The organism is Longispora sp. NPDC051575 (assembly GCF_040681875.1).
Classification (GTDB): Bacteria; Actinomycetota; Actinomycetes; order Mycobacteriales; family Micromonosporaceae; genus Longispora.
The window spans coordinates 128,318-148,940 of record NZ_JBFAZP010000005.1 but is presented as its reverse complement, the minus strand read 5'-3'; the positions used below and the strand labels follow the sequence as shown (position 1 = coordinate 148,940).

20 protein-coding genes and 1 riboswitch are annotated in these 20,623 nt (G+C 71.9%); of the genes, 8 read left to right on the top strand and 12 right to left on the bottom strand.

The features are described from left to right. The first annotated feature begins 168 nt into the window (after nt 1-168). Nucleotides 169-372 carry a hypothetical protein gene (locus AB0M43_RS15105; protein ID WP_363724861.1) on the top strand — a complete coding sequence of 68 codons (204 nt, stop codon included), beginning with the start codon at nt 169-171 and terminating at the stop codon, nt 370-372. A gap of 104 nt (nt 373-476) precedes the next feature. Here AB0M43_RS15105 and AB0M43_RS15100 read toward each other — a convergent pair whose 3' ends face one another. The 5 genes from AB0M43_RS15100 to AB0M43_RS15080 form a co-directional block, all read right to left on the bottom strand. Beyond that, on the bottom strand, nt 477-1,502 hold the full coding sequence (locus tag AB0M43_RS15100) for an oligopeptide/dipeptide ABC transporter ATP-binding protein (protein ID WP_363724859.1): 1,026 nt from the start codon (nt 1,500-1,502) through the stop codon (nt 477-479). Then, on the bottom strand, nt 1,499-2,482 hold the full coding sequence (locus tag AB0M43_RS15095; RefSeq protein ID WP_363725759.1) for an ABC transporter ATP-binding protein: 984 nt from the start codon (nt 2,480-2,482) through the stop codon (nt 1,499-1,501). The genes AB0M43_RS15100 and AB0M43_RS15095 overlap by 4 nt, the downstream gene beginning before the upstream one ends. A gap of 2 nt (nt 2,483-2,484) precedes the next feature. Further along, a complete protein-coding gene (locus AB0M43_RS15090) occupies nt 2,485-3,435 on the bottom strand; it encodes an ABC transporter permease (RefSeq protein WP_363724857.1) in 951 nt (316 codons plus the stop codon). Beyond that, nucleotides 3,432-4,436 carry an ABC transporter permease gene (locus tag AB0M43_RS15085; protein ID WP_363724855.1) on the bottom strand — a complete coding sequence of 335 codons (1,005 nt, stop codon included), beginning with the start codon at nt 4,434-4,436 and terminating at the stop codon, nt 3,432-3,434. The genes AB0M43_RS15090 and AB0M43_RS15085 overlap by 4 nt, the downstream gene beginning before the upstream one ends. A 61-nt stretch (nt 4,437-4,497) precedes the next feature. Then, complete coding sequence (locus tag AB0M43_RS15080) at nt 4,498-6,153, bottom strand: ABC transporter substrate-binding protein (RefSeq protein WP_363724853.1); 1,656 nt, start codon at nt 6,151-6,153, stop codon at nt 4,498-4,500. A 149-nt stretch (nt 6,154-6,302) separates the two neighbouring features. On the opposite strand from AB0M43_RS15080, the gene AB0M43_RS15075 reads away from it, so the two are divergent. Further along, nucleotides 6,303-7,145 carry an alkaline phosphatase family protein gene (locus tag AB0M43_RS15075; RefSeq protein ID WP_363724851.1) on the top strand — a complete coding sequence of 281 codons (843 nt, stop codon included), beginning with the start codon at nt 6,303-6,305 and terminating at the stop codon, nt 7,143-7,145. Nucleotides 7,146-7,360: 215 nt separating this feature from the next. Here AB0M43_RS15075 and recR read toward each other — a convergent pair whose 3' ends face one another. The 4 genes from recR to AB0M43_RS15055 form a co-directional block, all read right to left on the bottom strand. Next, entirely contained in the window at nt 7,361-7,954 is a 594-nt protein-coding gene (recR, locus tag AB0M43_RS15070) for a recombination mediator RecR (RefSeq protein WP_363724849.1), read from the bottom strand. Between the two features lie 3 nt (nt 7,955-7,957). Then, nucleotides 7,958-8,266, bottom strand: coding sequence for a YbaB/EbfC family nucleoid-associated protein (locus AB0M43_RS15065; RefSeq protein WP_363725757.1), 309 nt, complete (start codon nt 8,264-8,266; stop codon nt 7,958-7,960). Nucleotides 8,267-8,347: 81 nt separating this feature from the next. Then, nucleotides 8,348-8,770, bottom strand: a complete 423-nt coding sequence (locus tag AB0M43_RS15060; protein WP_363724847.1) for an RDD family protein — start codon at nt 8,768-8,770, stop codon at nt 8,348-8,350. A gap of 44 nt (nt 8,771-8,814) precedes the next feature. After that, entirely contained in the window at nt 8,815-11,067 is a 2,253-nt protein-coding gene (locus tag AB0M43_RS15055) for a DNA polymerase III subunit gamma and tau (RefSeq protein ID WP_363724845.1), read from the bottom strand. A 209-nt stretch (nt 11,068-11,276) separates the two neighbouring features. Between AB0M43_RS15055 and AB0M43_RS15050 the strand changes: the two genes are divergently transcribed. From AB0M43_RS15050 to AB0M43_RS15040, 3 genes are all read left to right on the top strand, one after another. Beyond that, nucleotides 11,277-11,786 (top strand): hypothetical protein, encoded by a 510-nt coding sequence (locus AB0M43_RS15050; RefSeq protein ID WP_363724844.1) that lies wholly within the window; start codon nt 11,277-11,279, stop codon nt 11,784-11,786. A 44-nt stretch (nt 11,787-11,830) separates the two neighbouring features. Then, on the top strand, nt 11,831-12,130 hold the full coding sequence (locus AB0M43_RS15045) for a DUF3817 domain-containing protein (protein WP_363725755.1): 300 nt from the start codon (nt 11,831-11,833) through the stop codon (nt 12,128-12,130). A 246-nt stretch (nt 12,131-12,376) separates the two neighbouring features. After that, complete coding sequence (locus AB0M43_RS15040) at nt 12,377-14,251, top strand: ATP-dependent DNA helicase (RefSeq protein WP_363725753.1); 1,875 nt, start codon at nt 12,377-12,379, stop codon at nt 14,249-14,251. 71 nt (nt 14,252-14,322) lie between these two features. Here the strand turns inward: AB0M43_RS15040 and AB0M43_RS15035 are convergent, their stop codons facing one another. Then, complete coding sequence (locus AB0M43_RS15035) at nt 14,323-14,658, bottom strand: co-chaperone GroES (RefSeq protein ID WP_363724843.1); 336 nt, start codon at nt 14,656-14,658, stop codon at nt 14,323-14,325. Nucleotides 14,659-14,785: 127 nt separating this feature from the next. Here AB0M43_RS15035 and AB0M43_RS15030 point away from each other — a divergent pair, with 127 nt between their 5' ends. Together AB0M43_RS15030 and AB0M43_RS15025 are read left to right on the top strand one after the other, a co-directional pair. Then, nucleotides 14,786-15,961: an AI-2E family transporter gene (locus tag AB0M43_RS15030; protein ID WP_363724841.1), complete on the top strand. Its 1,176-nt coding sequence runs from the start codon at nt 14,786-14,788 to the stop codon at nt 15,959-15,961. Between the two features lie 62 nt (nt 15,962-16,023). Beyond that, nucleotides 16,024-16,767 (top strand): alpha/beta hydrolase, encoded by a 744-nt coding sequence (locus tag AB0M43_RS15025; RefSeq protein WP_363724839.1) that lies wholly within the window; start codon nt 16,024-16,026, stop codon nt 16,765-16,767. A 72-nt stretch (nt 16,768-16,839) separates the two neighbouring features. Here AB0M43_RS15025 and AB0M43_RS15020 read toward each other — a convergent pair whose 3' ends face one another. Further along, nucleotides 16,840-17,781, bottom strand: a complete 942-nt coding sequence (locus AB0M43_RS15020) for a YafY family protein (protein ID WP_363724837.1) — start codon at nt 17,779-17,781, stop codon at nt 16,840-16,842. Beyond that, on the bottom strand, nt 17,781-19,142 hold the full coding sequence (locus tag AB0M43_RS15015; protein ID WP_363724835.1) for a PrsW family intramembrane metalloprotease: 1,362 nt from the start codon (nt 19,140-19,142) through the stop codon (nt 17,781-17,783). The genes AB0M43_RS15020 and AB0M43_RS15015 overlap by 1 nt, the downstream gene beginning before the upstream one ends. A gap of 30 nt (nt 19,143-19,172) precedes the next feature. Next, a riboswitch (SAM riboswitch) is annotated at nt 19,173-19,287 on the top strand. A gap of 43 nt (nt 19,288-19,330) precedes the next feature. Between AB0M43_RS15015 and AB0M43_RS15010 the strand changes: the two genes are divergently transcribed. Then, nucleotides 19,331-20,623, top strand: coding sequence for an aminotransferase class V-fold PLP-dependent enzyme (locus AB0M43_RS15010; RefSeq protein WP_363724833.1), 1,293 nt, complete (start codon nt 19,331-19,333; stop codon nt 20,621-20,623).

Below are 20,623 nucleotides of genomic sequence, written 5' to 3'. Positions count from 1 at the left end.
CCGGTTCCCGCCGCACCCGTGCCCGGGGCTGGCGCTCCGGTGCCCGCGCCGCCCGCCGGGGGCTCCGTGCCGGCCGCGCCCGCCGCCGCGCCGGTGCCGGCTCCCGCGCCTGCTCCCGCGCCCGCCAAGCCGTTGCGGACCGACATCGTGGCTGGTCCGGGTGGGGTGATGACCGACGAGGCCGGGGTCGTGACCGGGGATCTGACCCTGTCGACCGCGACCGAACACGGCAGCGCGACGGTGAAGGTGCAGTACAAGGACGCGGACGAGTGGTACACGGTCACCGGCTCGAAGGTGTCCCTGCGCGACGCGGCCGACGCGGAGGCGATCCACGCCCTCGCGGTGGGCCTGCTCAACCGCCCCTCGGGCTGACCGGCACACGAGTACGGGGAACGTGGCCGCCGCCCTCGGGCAGCGGGCGCGTTCCCCGCACTTGTTGTCGCCTGCGGGTCCCAGTACCCGTCAGATTGTCGTTCTCAGCGCACGACGGCGCCGTCCTTCGGCCTGATCACGCCCGCGTCGATCTCCGCCGTGTAGTGGCACGCGACCTTGTGCCCCGGCCGCACCTCGATCAGCGGCGGCCGGTCCGTCGCGCACAGCGTGTCCTGCTTCCACGGGCACCGGGTGTTGAACCGGCAGCCGGTCGGCGGGTTCGCCGGGGAGGGCAGGTCACCGCGGAGCAGGATCCGCTCGCGGCGGTCCTCCACCTCGGGGTCGGGCACGGGCACGGCCGACATCAGCGCCCGGGTATACGGGTGCAGCGGCGTCGCGTACAACTCCCGGGACGACGCCTCCTCGACCAGGCCGCCGAGGTACATCACGCCGACGATGTCGGAGATGTGCTTCACGACGGCCAGGTCGTGCGCGATCACGAGGTAGGTCAGGCCGAGTTCGCCCTGGAGTTCCTCCAGCAGGTTGATGACCTGGGCCTGGATGGACACGTCGAGGGCGGACACGGGCTCGTCGGCGACGATCAGGTCCGGGCCGAGGACGAGGGCGCGGGCGATGCCGATCCGCTGGCGCTGCCCGCCGGAGAACTCGTGCGGGTAGCGCGACATCGCCCACCGGGGCAGGCCCACCGCGTCGAGGGTCTCCATGACCTTGGCCCGGCGTTCGGCGGAGTTCGCGCCGATCCCGTGCGCGACGAGGCCCTCGGTGAGGATGGACTCGACGTTCTGGCGCGGGTCCAGGCTGGACATCGGGTCCTGGAAGATCATCTGCATCCGGCGGCGGCTCTTGCGCAGCGCCTCGCCGTTCAGGGCTGCGACGTCCACGCCGTCGAACACGACCCGGCCGGCGGTGACCGGGCTGAGCCGCAGCAGCGCCCGGCCGAGGGTCGACTTGCCGCAGCCGGACTCGCCGACCAGGCCGTACGTGCCACCCCGGGGGACTTCGAGGTCGACGCCGTCTACGGCGTACACGTGGCCGACGGTGCGGTCGAAGAGGACGCCCCGCCGGATCGGGAAGTGCACCTTGAGCCCCTGGACGGACAACAGTGTCATACCCGCTCCTCGTGGGTCACCGGGTTCACGCACCGGCACAGGTGCCCCGTGAACGTGTCCTCCAATTCGGGCGGCCCGCCCACACAGGCGTCCACCGCCCGGTCGCACCGGGGCTGGAACGCGCACCCCTCGGCCCACGGCAGGGCGTCGCGGACCGAGCCCCGGATCGGCCGGAGCGCCTCGTCGACGTCCGCGTCGAGCCGGGGAATCGACCCGAGCAGCCCGTGGGTGTACGGGTGCCGGGGCGCCGCGAACAGCGGCCTGCGCCCGGCGGCCTCGATGACGCGCCCCGAGTAGAGGACGTTCACCGTGTCGCACAGCCCGGCGACCACCCCGAGATCGTGGGTGATCATGATCATGGAGGTGCCGAACTCGCGCACCAGGTCCTTGAGCAGTTCGAGGATCTGGGCCTGGATCGTCACGTCCAACGCGGTGGTCGGCTCGTCGGCGATCAGCAGCCGGGGCCGGCACGCGACGGCCATCGCGATCAGCGCGCGCTGCCGCATGCCGCCCGACAGCTGGTGCGGGTACTCGCGCAGCCGCCGGGTCGGGTCGGGGATGCCGACCCGGTCGAGCAGGTCGGCGGCCTCCTTCTTCGCGGCGTCGCCCTTGAGGCCCCGGTGCCGGCGGAGCACCTCGGTGACCTGGAGGCCGATCGAGATCACCGGGTTCAACGAGGACAGCGGGTCCTGGAAGATCATGGCCACGTCGCGGCCCCGGACGTCGCGCATGGCGCCGGGGTCGAGCTGGAGCAGGTCCGTACCCTCGAACAGGGCCTTGCCGCCCAGCCGGACGCCGCGCTTGGGCAGTAGCCCCATCAGGGCCAGGGACGTCACGCTCTTGCCGCAGCCGGACTCGCCCACCAGCCCGACGATCTTGCCTTCGTCGACGGTGAAGCTCACCCCGTCGACGGCGCGCACGTCGGGTTCGCCGCGTCGGGTGAACGCCACCGTCAGGTCCTGCACATCGAGCAGGCTCATGGTCACCGCCGGAGCTTCGGGTCGAGGGCCTCGCGCATCGACTCACCCAGCAGGGTGAAGCCGAGCGCCGTGATGATGATCGCGACCGCCGGGAAGATCGACATCCGGGGCGCGACGGACAGGTAGCGTTGCGCGTCGGCCAGCATGACCCCCCATTCCGGGTACGAGGAGTTGGCGTTGCCCAACCCCAGGAACGACAGCCCGGCCGCCTCGATGATCGCCACCGCCAGGGTCAGGGTGGCCTGCACGATCACGGGTGCGATGGAGTTGGGCACGATGTGGCCGAACACGATCTTCGGTTTGCGCACGCCCAACGCCGTGGAGGCGAGTACGTAGTCCGAGTGTGCCTGGGCCAGCATGGAGCCGCGCAGCAGCCGGGCGAAGATCGGTACGTTGATGGTGCCGACCGCGATCATGACCGTGGGCAGCCCGTTGCCGATCATCGCCGCGAGGCTGATCGCGAGCAGCAGTCCCGGTACGGACAACAGGATGTCGATGAACCGCATGATCACGGAGTCGATCCAGCTGCCGACCCGGCCGCCCAGCCCGGCGGCGGTGCCCGAGGCGATGCCCAGCGCCGAGCCGATGACCAGGCCGAACAGGGTGGCCAGTACGCCGACGAGCAGCGAGATCCGCGCGCCGATCAGCAGCCGGCTGAACTCGTCGCGGCCCAGGTTGTCCACGCCGAGCAGGTTGCCCGAACGCGGCCCGGGGAAGATGCCGTTCGCCTCGCTGATGTCACCCCGCCAGGTCTGGGCCACGGGGTCGTACGGCGCGAACAGCGGCCCGAGCAGCGCGATCAGCAGGAACACCACGATGATCACGGCGCCGACGACGGCCGGGGGGCTCCGGCGGACCCGCTTGAACGCGACCCGCCACAGGCTCTCACCGGTCTCCGCCCGGCTGGCCGCCAGTACGGCGAGCCGGTCGATCCGGTCCTTCTTCCGGCTCATCGCACCCTCACCCGTGGGTCGATCAATCCATAGGACACGTCCACGGCGAGATTCACCAGGACGTAGAGCAGCGCGATCAGCATGATGAAGCCCATCAGCACCGGGTAGTCCCGGAACTCGATGGCGTCCCGCAGGAACGAGCCGATCCCGCCGAACGCGAACACCGTCTCGGTCAGCACCGCGCCGGACAGCAGCCCGCCGACCGCCAGGCCGATGACCGTGGCCACCGGGAGCAGCGCGTTGCGCAGGATGTGCCGGCCGCGCACGGTCCGCTCGGTCAGGCCCTTGGCCTCGGCGGTCCGGACGTAGTCCTCGCTGATCACCTCCAGGACGCTCGCCCTGGTCATCCGCACGATGATCGCGAACGGAATGCTGGCCAGCGCGATCCCGGGCAGGATCAGGTGCAGCAGGGCGTCGCCCGCCGCGTCCCACTCGCGGGTGATCAGCCCGTCGAGGACGAACATCCCGGTCACGTGGGTGGCCTCGAGCAGGTCGCTCTGCCGGCCCGAGGACGGGAAGATGTGCAGGTACTCGGAGAAGATCGCCTTGAGGACGTAGGCGAGGAAGAACACCGGGACGCACACGCCGAGCAGCGAGCCCATCACGGTGCCGCTGTCGAGCCAGGTGCCCCGGCGGCGCGCGGCCATGTACCCGAGCGGGATGCCGATCCCGATCGCGATGACCAGGGCCGTGATCGTCAACTCCAGGGTCGCCGGGAATCGCTGACCGAACTCGGTCATCACCGGCCGGCCGGTCTGGATGGAACTGCCGAAGTCGAACGACAGCAGTCGGCGCATGAACCGGCCGTACTGCACCACCAGCGGCTCGTCGAGCCCGAGGGACTGGCGGATCTGCGCCCGGCGCTCCTCGGTGGCCCGCTCGCCCAGGATCGACGTCTCGGGGCCGCCGGGCAGCCGGTGCAGCCAGATGAACAGGAGCAGGGACAGCCCGAACATGGTCGGTACCAGTTGCAGCAGCCGCCGGACGATGAAGCGAATCAAGAAGGACCTCCAGGACGGGCGCGGCACCCCTGATCGCTCAGGGGTGCCGCAACCGTGGCCGTTATGACGTGAACTCGGCCGTGTAGAACTTCTCGTCGGTCAACGGGCTCGGCTTGACCCCGGTGACGTTCTTCGCGAAGGCGATCGAGGGCGGCGAGGACGACAGCGGCAGGCCCGGGAGGAACTCCATGATCTGCTTGTTGATGTCCTTGTACATCTCGATCCGCTTCTCGCGGCTGGGCTCCAGGTCGACCTTCGCCAGGGCGGCGCGCAGCGCCGGGTTGTCGAAGGCCCACTCGGGCTTCTGCCGGCCGAAGAACGTGCCAGCGAAGTTGTAGCCCTCGTTGTAGTCACCGGTCCAGCCGACGATCCACAGGTCCGGCTTGCCGGCGCGGACGTCGTCCAGGTAGGTCGGCGACCACTTCTCGGGCACCGGGGTGACCTTGATCCCGGCCTCTTCCAGCCCGGACTTGACGATCTCGAAGATGTCCTTCGGGTTCGGCATGTACGGCCGGGTGACCTCGGTCGGGTAGTAGAACTTGAGCTCGACCCCGGTCGCGCCGGCCTCGGCCAGCAGGGCCTTGGCCTTGTTGACGTCCCGCGTGTACTTCTTGACGTCCGTCGCGTAGCCCTCGACCGAGTCCGGCATGAACTGGTCGGCGACCTTCGCGCCGTTCGGGAGCTTCGACTTGACCAGCGCCTCGCGGTCCACCGCGTACGCGATGGCCTGCCGGACCCGGATGTCGGCGAGCTTCGGGTTGTCCTGACCCATGCCCAGGTAGAGCACGTTGAACGGCGGGCGGGCCGGGACGTTGAAGCCCTTGCCGGTCAGCGAGGCCACGTCGGCCGGGGCGACCAGGTCGTAGCCCTGGATCTCACCGGCTTCGAGGGCCTGGCGACGGGCGTTCTCGTCCGGGATGGCGCGGAAGATCAACTTGGCGATCTTCGCCTTGTCGCCCCAGTACCCGTCGAACCGGTCCATCGTGACCTTCTTGTTCGCCCGGTCCCAGCTCGTGAACTTGAACGGGCCCGTGCCGACCATCTTCTCCAGCGCGTACTTCGGGTACGTCAGGTTCTGCGCGTCCCCGCTCATCGACTCGCTCGCGTACTCCGCGAGGGCCTTCGGGCTCTGGATCGACATGGCGGGCAGCGTGAACGCCCCCGGCAGCCGGCTCGTCGGCTTGTTCAGCGTGATCACCGCGGTGTTGGCGTCACTGGCCGCGCAGCTCTTGAAGTTCGACGGCGGCGCGGTCGGGCTCTCGCTCTTGGCGAACCCGCCGAACGTGTCCAGCCAGTACTCCGCGACGTTCTGGTACAGGCCGGTGAAGTTGTACCACCGGTTGAAGTTCGCGCACACGGCCTCGGCGTTGAAGTCCGTACCGTCGTGGAACTTCACACCCTTGCGCAGGTTGAACGTCCACGCGGTGCCGTCCGCCGACACGTCCCACTTCTCGGCGAGGCGGGGCACGAGCTTCGCGGAACCGAGTTCGTTGCCGATCAAGGTCTCGAGGACCTGACGCGGCGGCCGGTACGTCTCGCCGTCCGTGGCGAGCGCGGGGTCGAGCACCTTGGGCTCCCCCGCGGTACCGAACACGAGCGTCTTGTCCTTGCTGTTCGAACTGCTTTCGCGCTTGCTCTCGGCGCAACCGGCGACGCCGACGGTCAGCGCCGCTATCGCTGCGACCGCGCAAACGGTCCTGAACCTGCTTCGTTGCATGATTCCACCTCGGCTGTGACTGGGGTCACTCTCTGGAAGGCACCTTAGTGGCCAGGGGGGCGCAGGAGGAATAGATGGAGATAGGTCGTGGTCAAATTGTGCCCTGTGTCACTCTCGGTAGTGGACCGAGGGGCGTGCGAGGGTGGGTCATGGCCTTCTCAACCCGCCGCAGAATCGTCGTGTTCGGAGTCGACGGCGTCCGGACCGACACCCTCGCCGCCGCGCGCACCCCGCGGATCGACGCGATCGCCGCCGAGGGCTTCCTCGCGGCCTTCGAACTCAACGACCTGGCGCCCACCGTGTCCGGCCCGGGCTGGTCGAACATCGCCACCGGCGTGTGGGCCGACAAGCACAACATCGACGGCAACGTCTTCGCCGACCACCGGCTCGCCGACTACCCGGACTTCCTCACCCGGCTGCGCACCGCCTGGCCCGAGATCAGGACCTACGCCGCCGCCGACTGGCCGCCGTTGGTCGGCCCCGACTCCGAGGGCCCCGTGTTCGCCACCCCCCATCGGGTACTGCGCCTCGAAGCCCCCGACGACGACTACGACATGACCGGGGCCGACATCGCCCTCGACGCGGCCCGCACGCTCGGCGCGGGCGACTACCACGCCGCGTTCGTCTACTTCGGCGAGCCGGACGAGATCGCCCACCACGAGGGGGTCACGCCGAACTACCTGGCGGCGGTGGAGCGGGCCGACGCGCGGATCGGGCAGGTGCTGGACGCGATCCGGGCCCGTCCCGCGTTCCCCGACGAGGAGTGGACCTTCGTGGTCGTCACCGACCACGGGCACATCGACACCGGCGGGCACGGCGGGCGGGATCCGTGGGAGGCGCGGGCCTGGATCGCGGCCTGTGGGCCTCTGGTGCCCCGGGGTGGGGTGACGACGGAGCACGCCGATGTCGCGCCGAGCGTGTTCGCGGCACTCGGCCTGAAGGTGGACCCGGCCTGGGGCCTGGAGGGCGTCCCCTTCGGCCACCGCCCCTGAGGTCGGCCGACCTCGCCGGCGCCACCCGTCGCCTCAGTGGTCTTGGGCGCTCTCGACCGTGCCACCCCGGCCGGGGCAATAGGACGGAAGCCTAGGCGAGCAGGCCCCATTCGGCAGCCCCGATTGCCGTGGGCGCCAAACGCATGGCCCAGTCGCCAGGGCAGCGGCCCCTGCGACTGGACCATGGGCGGAGTCCAGCGTCGTTCGCGGCGGGTCTAGACGGTCCGGCGGCCCTCGAAGGCCCGGCCGAGGGTGATCTCGTCCGCGTACTCCAGGTCGCCGCCCACCGGCAGCCCGCTCGCCAGCCGGGTCACGTTCAGCCCCATCGGCTTGACCAGCAGCGCCAGGTACGTCGCCGTCGCCTCGCCCTCGGTGTTCGGGTCGGTGGCCAGGATCAGCTCCTTCACCTCACCGCCCCGCAACCGGGTGAGCAGCTCGCGGATGCGCAACTGGTCGGGGCCGATGCCCTCCAGCGGGTTGATGGCGCCGCCGAGCACGTGGTACTTGCCCCGGAACTCGCCGGTCCGCTCGATCGCGACGACGTCCTTGGGCTCCTCGACCACACAGATCACCTCGGTGCCCCGGCGGGGGTCGCGGCAGATCCGGCAGCTGTCGTTCTCCGACACGTTGAAGCACACGTCGCAGAACCGGACGAGCTCCTTCACCCTGGTCAGGGCGGCGGACAGCCGGGCCACGTCGGCGTTGTCGGCGGCGAGGACGTGGAACGCAAGCCGCTGGGCGCTCTTCGGGCCGATGCCCGGCAGCTGTCCCAACTCGTCGATCAGGTCCTGGATCGCGCCCTCGTACACGGTCTAGAACCCCGGGAGGCCGAGGCCCCCGAGCGCGCCGGTGATCGGCCCCATGATCTTCTCGGTGAGCTTCTGCGCCTCGCCGTTGGCCGAGTGCACGGCCGCCACGACGAGGTCCTCGAGGGTCTCGACGTCGTCGACGTCCACGACCTTCGGGTCGATCTTGATGCTGCGGAGTTCGCCGGAGCCGGACACGACGGCCGTCACGAGGCCCCCGCCGGAACTGCCGCTGACCTCGGTCTCGGCGAGCTGCTGCTGGGCCGCCGCCACCTGCTGCTGCATCTGGGCAGCCTGCTGCATGATCTTCTGCATGTTCGCCACGGCGGCTCCCCCTCTGTCGGTTTCGCCACCCAGCCTATCGCCCTGTCCCCGGCCGTCCGACCGCGCGGGCGGCTAGCGGACCAGGGTCACGTGGGTGCGGAGGAGCTTGTCGGCGAAGGTCTGGCGCTGGGCGTCCCAGATCGGGAAGAACCAGCCCGCGAGCAGCGAGACCGTGTCGAAGAGGTGCGCGACGTCGCGGAGCAGCGCCCGCCACGGGCCGATCGGCTCGCCCGAGTCGACGGACGCCAGCCGGATCCGCAGCAGCCTGCGCCCCACGGTCTGCCCGGTGCGCCCGCCGAGATACCACCGGTTCGCGGCGACCAGCACGAGCCCCACGATCCCGCCGATCAGCGCCCGGTCCAGGGCGACGGCGCCGAGGAGCACCAGAGCCACGATCCCGACATCGATGAGGTACGCCGCCGCGCGGAGCACCCAGTGCGCGTACTTCGGCCGCTTGTGGGCGGGGATCCGGCTACCCCGGGCATTCTTCGCCATGGATCCGAAGTCTGGACCGGACCCCGATGGCCGTCAATAGGTCGTCAGGAGATCTTCTCCGCGCCGAGTACCTCGGACAGCAGCTTCATGGCCTGCTCCTCGGAACTGCCGGGGGCGTCCTTGTCGAGCACCTCGTCGCCGGGTTCGTCGCCGGGCTCGAAGCCCTCGTAGACGACGGTCGAGGCGGACAGCGGCGGCGGTTCCGGGGTCACCGGGGCCTGGACCATCGGCGCGGGCGGCGGCTCCTCCTCGTCGAAGGAGGGCGGCAGATCCGGCCAGGGTTCCTCGTCGTCGACGGGCGGCGGGGCGGCCGGGGACCCCGGCTGCGGACCGGACTGGGGCGAACCGGGCCGGGCGGGCGGCGCGGTGGCCTGCGGGCGGGCCGCCGGGGCCGAAGGCGCGGTCCGGGGCTGCGGCGCGGGGGCCGGCGCCGGTGCCGGGGTGGGCGCGGCCGGCCGGGGCGGCGGGGTGCCTCCGCCCCCGATGTCGCACCGCACCCGGAGCACGGTGCCGAGCACCTGCAGCAGCGCCTCCTCCACGATCCCGGAGGCCTTGGTCACCTCGTCGGCCTGGAACTTGTTCTGGCAGACGAGGACAACCGTGTTGCCGTCGAGCTCGCGGACCGTCACCTGCCGGACCAGCGCGGACGCCCGCAGGCTGCGGTTGCGGACCTGGCCGAGCACCTCGTCCCAGGACCGCTGCACGGCGGCGACGTCGAGGACGCCGGGCTGCGCGGGCGGCGTGGGGGTGGCGTGCGGGGTGGGCTGGGGCGCGGCCGGCGTCTGCCAGTCGCCCTGCGGCGCCGACGGCGCGGATCCAGCGGGCGGAGCGGCCGGCGCGGCAGACCCGGCGGGCGGAGCGGCCGGCGCAGCGGACCCGGCGGGCTGGACGGCCGGAGCGGCGGACCCGGCCGGCGGGGTGACCGGCACGACAGGACCGGTCTGCGGGGCCGCCGAGGCGGGTGCACCGGCCGTGCCGCCCTGCGGACCGGAAGCCCGCACGGCCGACGGAGAGCCTGCCGGGGCGGCGGTCGGCGCCTGGGAACTCGGCGACCCGCCGCCCGAGGTGACCGGAGCCGGCTGAGCAGCGGGGGCCGGGGCCCGGTGTGGGGCCGCCGGAGCCGGGGCACCCGGTACCCAGCTGAGGGCTTTGCTCTCCAGTCTTTCGAGGCGTTGCAGGAGCGCAGCCGTCGTCTGCTCGGCCCCGGGCAGCAGCATCCGGGCGCAGATCAGCTCCAGGGTCAGCCGGGGGGCGGTCGTGCCGCGCATCGTGGCCAGCCCGTCGTGCACGAGCTCGGCGAGCCGGGACAGTTCGGCGGTGCCGAGGCGCAGCGCCTGGGCGGTCATCCGCTCGACCTCGTCGGCCGGCACGTCCAGGATGCCTTTGCCGATCGCGTCGGGGACCTGCTGCAACACGATCAGGTCCCGGAACCGCTCCAGGAGATCCGTGGCGAACCGGCGCGGGTCGTGCCCGGCCTCCACCACCCGGTCGATCGTGGCGAACAGGGCCGCCCCGTCGGCGTCGGCGAGCGCGTCGACCGTCTCGTCGATCAGGGCGGCGTCGGTGACCCCGAGCAGGGCGACGGCGCGCTGGTAGGTGACGCCCTCCTCGCCCGCGCCCGCGATGAGCTGGTCGAGGATCGACAGGGTGTCCCGGGCCGACCCGGTGCCGGCCTTGACGACCAACGGAAAAACAGCGGGCTCGATGGGTACGCCCTCGGCGGCGGCCAGCTGCTCGCAGTAGGGCCGCAGGATGCTCGGCGGGATCAGCCGGAACGGGTAGTGGTGCGTCCGGGACTTGATCGTGCCGAGGACCTTCTCCGGCTCGGTGGTCGCGAACACGAACCGGACGTAGTCCGGCGGCTCCTCGACCAGCTTGAGCAGCGCGTTGAAGCCGGCGGAGGACACCATGTGCGCCTCGTCGATCACGTACACCTTGAAGCGGGACGAGACCGGCGCGAAGAACGCCTTCTCCCGCAGCTCGCGCGCGTCGTCCACGCCGCCGTGGCTGGCGGCGTCGATCTCGATGACGTCGATGGAGCCCGCCCCGTCGGGGGCCAGGTCGCGGCACGACCGGCACTCGCCGCACGGGTTGGGCGTGGGGCCCTGCTCACAGTTCAGCGAACGGGCCAGGATCCGCGCGCTCGACGTCTTCCCGCAGCCCCGGGGGCCCGAGAAGAGGTACGCGTGGTTCAGCCGACCGTTCTTCAGCGCCTGGATCAGGGGCTGGGTGACGTGGTCCTGCCCGATGATCTCGTCGAACGTCCTCGGCCGGTACTTGCGGTACAGGGCTGTCACGGGATCACATTACTTCACCCGGACGTACCCGCCCTCGACCAGCGGCCCTTCGGGTCGGCTCGCTCACCCCGCACCTGGTCCGGGCCGGCGCGCGCACGGTCGACGTGGTCGCCGGCCAGGTGGGGCCGCGGGCACGGGGCCGGCGGGAAGCTCACAATAGTTCCGCCTCGGGGCGGGGCCCGGGCGCGGCGCGGGTAGCCTGCTGAGCTATGCGCCGGCTCCTCACCCCCCGGTGGCTGCTCGTCCACCTGCTCGCGGTGGCCGCCGTCGCCGCGATGCTCGCGCTGGGCTGGTGGCAGCTCGGCCGGGCCCGGGACGGCAACGCGCTCAGCATCGGGTACTCCCTCGAATGGCCCGTGTTCGCCGCTTTCGTGGTGTTCGTCTGGGTCAAGTCGGTGCGCCGGGAGCTGCGGGAGGGGGCCGTGTCCGGCGCCGCCTCCGGCCCAGGCTCAGCCGACCCGGCGTCAGGCTCCGGCCTCGCGGGCCAGACGACCGGCCTCGACCCGGCCTCCAGCCCCGCCGGCGACCCGAGCGCCCCGGCAGCGCCCCCCGAACCCACCGGCGCCGACCTGATCCGCCGCCTCGCCGAGCAGCGGGCCGCCGCCCGGGCCTCGGCGCGCGCGGACGACCCCGAGACCGCCGCGTACAACCACTACCTCGGGTGGCTCAAGTCCCACCCGCACCGGCCGCCCAGTGACTACCCGGGAGTACCCACATGACCGAGCGCACCGAACTCGCCACGCCCCCCGTCGCGGACACCGGAGTGGCCGGGGCGCTCGCCCGCTACCGGATCTCCTCCTACGTCGTCGGCGTGGCCCTGCTCGCGTTGACCCTGGTCGCGATGCCGCTGAAGTACCTGGCGGACGAGCCGGCGGGCGTCGCGATCGTCAGCCCGATCCACGGCTTCCTCTACATGGTGTACGTCGTGCTCACGTTCGACCTGGGCCGGCGCGCGGGCTGGAAGCTCGGCCGGATCGTGCTGATGATGCTCGCCGGCACGGTCCCGTTCGTCTCGTTCTACGCGGAGCGCCGCGCCGTGGCCTGGGTCCGCGACGCGGCCTGATCCAACCCGAGACCCTTTCCGGGTACCCGCCGGGCGTGGTCCGCACGGCACCTTCCGCGCGCCGCCCGGTGCGCGCGCCCGACGGGTCCGCCCTGACCAGCGCCCGCGTCCCCGGGGCAGCCCGCGCGGGGAACCTGTCGCACCCCCCGAGTACGGTTATCGACCGTGACCGTCGACGTCGAAAAGCTGCTGGCCGCCGCCGTCGGAGCGGTCCCCGGTGGGGCCGAGCGCCCCGGGCAGTTGGAGATGGCCAAGGCCGTCGACAAGGCCATCCGCACAGGTGAGCACCTGCTGGTCCAGGCCGGCACCGGCACCGGCAAGTCCCTCGCGTACCTCGTCCCGGCCCTCCTCGTGGACGGCCCGGTCGTGGTGTCCACCGCGACCCTGGCGCTGCAGTCCCAGCTGGTGACGGGCGACCTGCCCCGCCTCGCGGACGCCGTGGAGCCGGTCCTCGGTCGACGGCCGACGTTCGCGCTGGTCAAGGGTCGGGCGCACTATCTGTGCAAGGCGAAGCTGGAGTCGTCCAACGCCGACGAGCCGGACCTGTTCCAGCAGGACGACGCGCCGAAGTGGCTGGGTCAGGCCGGCAAGCTGGGTCAGCAGGTGACCCGGATCCGGGAGTGGGCGGAGACCACCGTCGAGGGCGACCGCGACGAGCTGGACCCGGGCGTGGACGACACGGCCTGGCGCAGCGTGAGCATGCCGGCGCGGGAGTGCATCGGCGCGCAGAAGTGCCAGTTCGGGCACGAGTGCTTCGCGGAGGCGTCCCGGGAGCGGGCCCGGGCGTCCGACATCGTGGTGACGAACCACAGCCTGCTGGCGTTCGACTCGTTCGCGGGGCGGCACATCCTGCCCGAGCACTCCGTCCTGATCATCGACGAGGCGCACGAGCTGGCCGACCGGGTGACGTCGGCGACCCAGGCGGAGCTGACCACGGCCGGCATGGACATCGCCAACCGCCGGGCCCGCCAGCACATCGACGCGGGGGCGTACGAGCGGCTGGTCGAGGCCTCCGACGCGCTGGCCGTGGCCCTCGCGGATGCCCGCCCGGGCCGGTTGGAGTCGCTGCACGGCCAGCTCCGCGAGGCGCTGACCATCGTCGACGCGGCGTGCCGGCACGCGATCGAGGGCATCGGCGACATCAAGAACGACGACCCGTCGGCGGTGGACAAGCAGCCGGCGAAGGTCAACCTGGCGGCGATCACCGAGGTGGCCCAGCGGCTCCTGGAGGAGGCCGCGCACGACGTGGCGTGGGTGGAGAAGGACGACCGGGGCAACCGGCGCGCGCTGGTGGTGGCCCCGTTGTCGGTGGCCGGGACGCTGACGGAGACGCTGTACCCGGAGCGGGTCGTCATCGCGTCCTCGGCGACGCTGGCCCTGGGCGGGGAGTTCAAGGCGGTGGCCCGCTCGCTGGGTCTGCCCCCGGCGGACGCGAAGCCGGAGAAGGGCCTGAAGTGGACGTCCCTGGACGTGGGCTCGCCGTTCGACTACCCGAAGCAGGGCATCCTGTACGTGGCGGCGCACGTGCCCCGGCCGACCATGTCGGGCCTGTCGGACGCGGCGGCCGACGAGCTGGTGGAGCTGGTGACCGCGATCGGCGGCCGGACCCTGGGGCTGTTCTCGTCCCGCAAGGCGGCCGAGCGGGCGGCCGAGGTGGTCCGGGCGCGCACCGACCTGCCGGTCCTGGTCCAGGGCGAGGAGTCGCTGCCGCTGCTGGTGAAGCGGTTCAAGGCCGAGCCGGAGACGTGCCTGTTCGGGGTCATGTCCCTGTGGCAGGGCGTGGACGTGCCCGGCGACGCCTGCCAGCTGGTGGTCATCGACCGGCTGCCGTTCCCCCGCCCCGACGAGCCGCTGTCGGCGGCCCGGTCCGCGGCGATCGACGCGGAGGGCGGTTCCGGGTTCTCGGCGGTCAGCGTCCCGCACGCGGCGGTCCGACTGGCCCAGGGCGCGGGTCGGCTGATCCGGACGCTCGGGGACAAGGGCGTGGTGGCGGTGCTGGACCAGCGGCTGCACACCCAGCGCTCGTACGGGCCGTTCCTGCGGAAGTCGCTGCCGCCGTTCTGGTACACGACGGACCCGGCCGTGGTGCTCCAGGCGCTCAAGCGGCTGGGGACGAGCTAGCGCCGCCCGGGGCGTCGCGGACCGCCGGGCGCCCCGGTACCCCGAGGATGGGCTCGATCTTGAGGGTCGGGCTAGAGGTAGAGGCCGGTCGGGTCGTCCTCGATCCGCTTGGCGGCCACGGCGTGCACGTCGCGTTCCCGCAGCATGATGTACTCCCGGCCGTGCAACTCCACCTCCGACCGCTCGTCGGGGTCGAACAGCACCCGGTCGCCGGTCGCGACGGCCCGGACGTTGGGCCCGACGGCCACGGCGGTGGCCCAGGACAGCCGTTGGGCGATCGACGCGGTCGCGGGGATCACGATGCCGGCGGCGGAACGGCGTTCGCCCTCGTTGCCCTCCAGCTGGACGAGCACCCGGTCGTGCAGCAGGCGGATGGGTAGACCATCGCTGGTCTGGGTATCGGTCACATGTGTTGACGCTACCGGCACGCTCGAACGCGCGACTATGGTGGTGTTCAAGCTTGAACCAACGGGGAGGTACACGCTGGCCAGGTTGAGGGGCTGGGGCTCACGGGCTCTACGGGCCTGGGATTCGATGCGCGCGCCGGTGCGCGCGGCCGCCGAGCGGCGGGACCAGGAGTTCACTCCGCCGCCCCTACCGACGGTGGTGGAGGTCGTGCCCGAGGTCGAGACTTCGCCCGATCAGGACGTGCCCCGGGGGATCCGGGTGGCCGCGGCCTGGAGCTGGCGGCTGCTCCTGATCGGCGCGGCGGCCTATTTCGTGCTGATCCTGGTGGGCCGGTTGTCGGCGATCATCATCCCGATCATCGTGGCCATGCTGCTGTCCGCCCTGCTCACGCCGCTGGTCGGCTGGTTGCGGAAGGCCCGGCTGCCCGGGTCGCTGGCGACGGCCATCGCGCTGATCGCCGGGATCGCCGGGATCGCCGGGGTCCTGACGGCCGTGATCCGGCAGTTCGTGAACGGCTTCCCGCTGCTGTCGAAGAAGGCCGCCGAGGGCATCGAGCAGATCCAGGAGTACCTGAAGACCGGCCCGCTGCACATGACCGACCACCAGCTCAACCAGATGCTGGACACGGTCAAGACGTGGCTGGTCGGCAACAAGGACACCCTGACGGAGAACGCGGTCTCCACGTTCGTCACGACGGCGCACGTCCTGACCGGGATGCTGCTGGTGCTCTTCGTCACGTTCTTCTTCCTGCGCGACGGCCAGCGGATCTGGACGTTCCTGGTGAGCCTGTTCCCGGTCCGGGCGCGGGAGTCGCTGGGCGGCGCGGGCCAGGCGGCCTGGCGCACCCTGGTGGCGTACGTGCGGGCGACCGTGCTGGTGGCGTTCATCGACGGGCTGGGCATCGGCATGGCGGTGTGGCTGCTGGGCGTGCCCCAGTTCGCGCTGCCGCTCGGGGCGCTGGTGTTCCTGGGCGCGTTCATCCCGATCATCGGGGCGACGCTGACCGGCGCGGTGGCGGTACTCGTCGCGTTCGTGATCAAGGGCCCGTTCACCGCGCTGCTGGTGTTCATCGCGGTGATCGCGGTGCAGCAGCTGGAGGGCCACATCCTGCAACCGTTGATCATGGGTCGGGCGGTGGCGATCCACCCGCTGGCCGTGATCGTGGCGATCGGCGCGGGTCTGGTGCTCGCCGGGATCGTGGGCGCGCTGGTGGCGGTGCCGCTGGTGGCGACCCTGAACACGGGCATCAGATACATAGTGGGGCGAAACGTCGTGCTCACCGAGGCGGAGGAAGACACATAGGGCTCGCAGACGCAGCTTAATCCGGGCGGAATCTGTCCGGATTCAGTTCTACGCTGATCCACATGACAAACTTCGTACTGGTCCCCGGTTACTGGCTCGGCGCGGCGGCCTGGCAGGACGTCACGGACGCACTGTGCGCCGAGGGGCACGACGTGCACCCGGTGACGCTCACCGGCATGGCGGAGCGGGCGTCCGAGGCGGGCCCCGACACGGGTCTCGACACCCACATCGCGGACATCGTCCGGGTGATCGTGGACAACGACCTGACCGACGTCGTGCTCGTCGCGCACAGCTACGGCGGCTCGCCCGCCACCGGCGTGGCCGACCGGATCCCCGACCGGCTGGCCCGGGTGGTCTTCGTGGACAGCGGCCCGCTGCCCGACGGCGTGGCCCAGGGCGACATGGGCGGCCCCGAGGGCCGGGCCTACCTGGAGGGCCTGGCCGGGGACGGCTGGCGGATGCCGCTGCCGAGCTGGGACGACGTGGCGAACACGATGCAGGCCAGCCTGGAGGGCCTGGACGACACCGCGCTGGCCCGGTTCCGGGCGATGGCGGCCGACCAGCCGCTGCGCACGGCCACCCAGGCGATCCGGCTCACCGGGCCGGGGATCGGCGACCTGCCGTGCGACCTGGTGGCGTGCTCGTTCCCGCTGCCGGTGGTCCGGGAGATGATCGCGGCGGGGCACCCGTTCTTCGCGGCGCTGGGCGGGCCGCAGTGGCGGCTGTTCGAGCTGCCCACGGGGCACTGGCCGATGTTCAGCCGCCCGAAGGACCTGGCGGCACTGCTCATCGAGATCACAAACTAGTTCGACGGTTACGCCACGTTTCTGTGCCGTCCGCATCGGCACTTCCGTGGAAAGGCCCCGGCGGGGCGGGCGCTACCGGCGCGCGTCCCCGCCGAGCCGGGCCGCCAGCTCGATCACGGCCGTCCGCAGCTCGTCCGGGGTCCGGATCACGAACCCCCACCCGAGCCCGGCGAGCATGACGGCCATCCCGTCCAACCGCTCGGCCCGGGTCGTGAAGAGCACCCCGTCGGGCGTCTCCTCCAGCGTGCCGAGCGCCGGCCCGATCCGGCGCCGGGCGCTGTCCAGGTCCGTCTCCAGCACCACCTCGACCTCGTGCCGGTACGGGACGCCGGCCAGGGAGGCGGTCACGTGCGCGACCGGGTCGAAGTCGTCCGGAGCGGCGAAGGACTGGGCGGCCAGGCGCGCCGAGACCACCCGGTCGATCCGGAACGTGCGCACCTCGGAGCGGCGGTGGTCGAACCCGGCGACGTACCAGCGGCCGGAGTGGAAGACCATGCCGTACGGGTCCAGCTCGCGGTCGGTCTCCTCGCCGCGCCAGGACACGTACCTCAACAGGACCCGGCGGTGCTCCCTGGCCCCCGACGCCACGGTCAGCAGCACCGTGGCGTCCGGCGGGGCGCCCGCCGACGCCGGCAGGGTGAACGCGAGCGTGTCGGCCACCGCCCGGGTCCGGTCCCGCAGCGCCACGGGCAGCACCCGCTGCACCTTGCCCAGCGCGGACTCCACGTCGCCCACGGCGAGCCCGAGCTGCCGGCTGGCGATCAGCCCGACGACCACGGCGGTGGCCTCCGCGTCGGTGAACATCAGCGGCGGCAGCTTGTAGCCGGGGCGCAGCCGGTAGCCGCCGTACCGGCCACGGGCCGCCTCGACGGGGATGCCGAGGTCACGCAGCTGGTCGGCGTACCGGCGGATGGTTCTGGGGTCGACCTCCAGCCGGGCCGCGAGCGCCGTTCCGCCCAGCCCCGGCTGGCCCTGGAGGAGTTCGAGGAACGCCAGGACCTGGGAGGCGGACATCAGCCCCGGTAGCCGTAGGGGTAGGGCTGGTAGCCGTACATCGGCGGCGGCGGGGGTGGCGGGGGTGCGACCGGGATCGGCACCACCGGGCTGGACGACGGGAGCACCTTGCGGACGGACCGGTCCGGGAACACCAGGTGGTACGCGGTGCCGTCCCAGTGCCCGCGCGGGGTGACCGGGTCGCGGTTGGTGAACACGTTGCGGTACGCGGCGAGGTCGTGCAGCAGCCGCAGCTCCTCGCCCGCGAAGTCCGGGCCGGCCAGCCCGCGCTCGGCCCCGTCGCGGAGCAGCGCCAGCTTGGTGGCCGTGTCCTGGTAGCCGCGCATGGCGCGCGCGCCGTCGGGGCCGGCGACCCGGCGGGCCCAGTACCGCGCGGTCAGCCGGCGGCCGACCGTGATCAGCGACGCCACCTCCGGCGGGGTCATCCACGCGGCCCGCACGTACGCGGGCAGCACCCGGCCGGCGATCCGGCCGTCCTGCGCGCGGGTCCACAGCGCGAACCCGACGACGCCGAAGAAGATCGGGACCATCAGGCCGAAGTACCCGTAGAGGAAGATCAGTTGGTTGTGGGAACTGAGCGTGGCCATCAGGTTCCACGTGCCGTGCAGCATCATGGCGAGCATCAGGCCGCAGGCCGGCAGGAGCACCCGGGTGACCCTGCTGGAGCTGCGCGCGGCGTAGCCCACCGCGATGCCCGTCATCGACGTGAACAGCGGGTGCGCGAAGCCGGACATGACCACCCGGACCACGAACAACAGCACGACGCTCATCACGCCGGTGGACGCGAGGCCGGTCTCGGCGGAGGTCCGCACGTAGATGCCGCCCATGTAGAGGATGTTCTCCATCATGGCGAAGCCGACCGCCGACAGGCCGAAGTAGACGATGCCGTCGGTGGGGCCGGAGAAGGACCGCTTCACGAAGACGTACAGGATCAGCGGGCCGACCGCCTTCGTCAGCTCCTCGATGAACGGCGCGACGAGGGTCGCCACGTGGCTCTGCGACACCCCGAGGGCCGGCAGCACGAGGTCCGCCATCGTCGAGTTGACGATCAGCGAGAGCGTGGTGGCCACACAGGCGCCCCACGCGAAGCAGAAGGCGAGGCGCTTCCACGGCTCCGGCTCGTACCGGTCCAGCCAGAGGAACGCCGAGACCAGCAGCGGAACGGGCAGGATGGCCCCGGCCAGCCCGACGAGCGTGGGGCCGACCCCGTAGGCGAAGCCCACGAAGAGCAGCATCGCGATGCCACCGATCGCGATCACCACCACCGCGATGATCATGACGATCAGCCGCTTCCAGTCGAAGCGCTTCGGCGGCGCGGGCGGGGGACCGTAGTCCACGTCACTCCATGCGGGCTCTGCCATGCCGCCAGCTTATGCGGTAACCTCCTGACAGGTCATGAGCGCCAGCGTCAAGCCCCGGCTCGCTGGCCGGCAACCCTCCACCGCGGTGGGGTGCCCCGGGTGAGGACCAGGTCCAGCATTCGATTGTGCTGGTCAAGCGCGGACCCCGGCACAGACCCCGAGGTCCCTGAGACCTCGGAGGCACCTCCATGCCCACCCTCACCGCCACCCGCGCCGATCTGTCCGTTCTCGGCGCCGATGTCGAGGTCAAGCTCGCCGACGGCACGCACGTGCCCTACGCCAACTTCGACTACGCCGCCACCGCGCCCTGCTCCTCGGCGGCCGCCCGGGCGGTCAACGAGATCCTCCCGCACTACGCGAGCGTGCACCGGGGCGCCGGCCAGCTCTCCCAGCTGTGTACGAAGCGGTACGAGGAGGCGCGGGAGACGCTCCGCGAGTTCGTCGGCTGCCGGGCCGACGACAACCTGATCTTCACCCGGAACACGACCGACGCGCTGAACCTGCTCGCGCACGCCGTCCCGGCCGACACCACCGTCCTGGCGTTCGCCGCCGAGCACCACGCGAACCTGCTGCCCTGGAAGCGCACCGTCCGGCTGCCCGCGCCGTCCTCGCCCGCCGGGGCCGTGACCGCCGTGCACGCGGCGCTGCGCGAACTGCGCCGGACCGACAAGGACAGCCCGCTGCTGCTGACCGTGACCGGCGCGTCGAACGTGACCGGGGAGCTGTGGCCGATCCGGGAACTCGCCGCCGCCGCGCACCTGTACGGGGCCCGGATCTGCGTCGACGCCGCCCAGCTCGCCCCGCACCGGTCCGTGGACATCTCCGAACTGGGCGTCGACTACCTGGTGCTCAGCGGCCACAAGCTCTACGCGCCGTTCGGTGCCGGGGTGCTCGCCGGCCGGGCCGACTGGCTGGACGCGGCGGAGCCGTACCTGGCCGGCGGCGGCGCGTCCGCGCACGTCGGGGACGCCACCCACGACATCCGGTGGGCGGCCGGCGCGGCCCGGCACGAGGCCGGCACCCCCAACCTGCTGGGCGCGGTGTCCCTGGCGGCGGTGTGCACGGAGCTCGCCCGGGCCGACCGGGCCGAGGTCGAGGCCGAGGAGGAGGCGCTGACCCTGCGGCTGCGGACCGGCCTGGCCGCGATCGAGGGCGTGCACGACCTGAGCCTGTTCGGCCCGGACCACCCCCGGATCGGGGTGGTCGCGTTCGTGGTCGACGGCGTGCCGTCTTCGCAGGTGGCGACCCGGCTGGCCACCGAGTTCGGAATCGGCGTGCGCGACGGACTGTTCTGCGCGCACCCACTGACCCGCCGACTGCTGGGCGCCCGGGCGGGGCGCTCAGCAGTCGGCGCCTGTTCCAGCCAGCGGGTTGTCGACGGCAACGTCCCCGACGTCACCGCCGTGCGGGCCAGCCTGGGCCTGGGTAGCACCATCGAGCAGGTGGACAGGTTGATCAGCGCGGTACGGTCGATCGCGTGA

What these genes read in the sequence shown, in the direction of transcription:
- AB0M43_RS15105 (WP_363724861.1), top strand. Translation starts at nt 169, where the DNA reads ATGACCGACGAGGCCGGGGTCGTGACCGGGGATCTGACCCTGTCGACC.
- AB0M43_RS15100 (WP_363724859.1), bottom strand. Translation starts at nt 1,502, where the DNA reads ATGACACTGTTGTCCGTCCAGGGGCTCAAGGTGCACTTCCCGATCCGG.
- AB0M43_RS15095 (WP_363725759.1), bottom strand. Translation starts at nt 2,482, where the DNA reads ATGAGCCTGCTCGATGTGCAGGACCTGACGGTGGCGTTCACCCGACGC.
- AB0M43_RS15090 (WP_363724857.1), bottom strand. Translation starts at nt 3,435, where the DNA reads ATGAGCCGGAAGAAGGACCGGATCGACCGGCTCGCCGTACTGGCGGCC.
- AB0M43_RS15080 (WP_363724853.1), bottom strand. Translation starts at nt 6,153, where the DNA reads ATGCAACGAAGCAGGTTCAGGACCGTTTGCGCGGTCGCAGCGATAGCG.
- AB0M43_RS15075 (WP_363724851.1), top strand. Translation starts at nt 6,303, where the DNA reads ATGGCCTTCTCAACCCGCCGCAGAATCGTCGTGTTCGGAGTCGACGGC.
- AB0M43_RS15065 (WP_363725757.1), bottom strand. Translation starts at nt 8,266, where the DNA reads ATGCAGAAGATCATGCAGCAGGCTGCCCAGATGCAGCAGCAGGTGGCG.
- AB0M43_RS15060 (WP_363724847.1), bottom strand. Translation starts at nt 8,770, where the DNA reads ATGGCGAAGAATGCCCGGGGTAGCCGGATCCCCGCCCACAAGCGGCCG.
- AB0M43_RS15050 (WP_363724844.1), top strand. Translation starts at nt 11,277, where the DNA reads ATGCGCCGGCTCCTCACCCCCCGGTGGCTGCTCGTCCACCTGCTCGCG.
- AB0M43_RS15040 (WP_363725753.1), top strand. Translation starts at nt 12,377, where the DNA reads ATGGCCAAGGCCGTCGACAAGGCCATCCGCACAGGTGAGCACCTGCTG.
- AB0M43_RS15030 (WP_363724841.1), top strand. Translation starts at nt 14,786, where the DNA reads ATGCGCGCGCCGGTGCGCGCGGCCGCCGAGCGGCGGGACCAGGAGTTC.
- AB0M43_RS15025 (WP_363724839.1), top strand. Translation starts at nt 16,024, where the DNA reads ATGACAAACTTCGTACTGGTCCCCGGTTACTGGCTCGGCGCGGCGGCC.
- AB0M43_RS15020 (WP_363724837.1), bottom strand. Translation starts at nt 17,781, where the DNA reads ATGTCCGCCTCCCAGGTCCTGGCGTTCCTCGAACTCCTCCAGGGCCAG.
- AB0M43_RS15015 (WP_363724835.1), bottom strand. Translation starts at nt 19,142, where the DNA reads ATGGCAGAGCCCGCATGGAGTGACGTGGACTACGGTCCCCCGCCCGCG.
- AB0M43_RS15010 (WP_363724833.1), top strand. Translation starts at nt 19,331, where the DNA reads ATGCCCACCCTCACCGCCACCCGCGCCGATCTGTCCGTTCTCGGCGCC.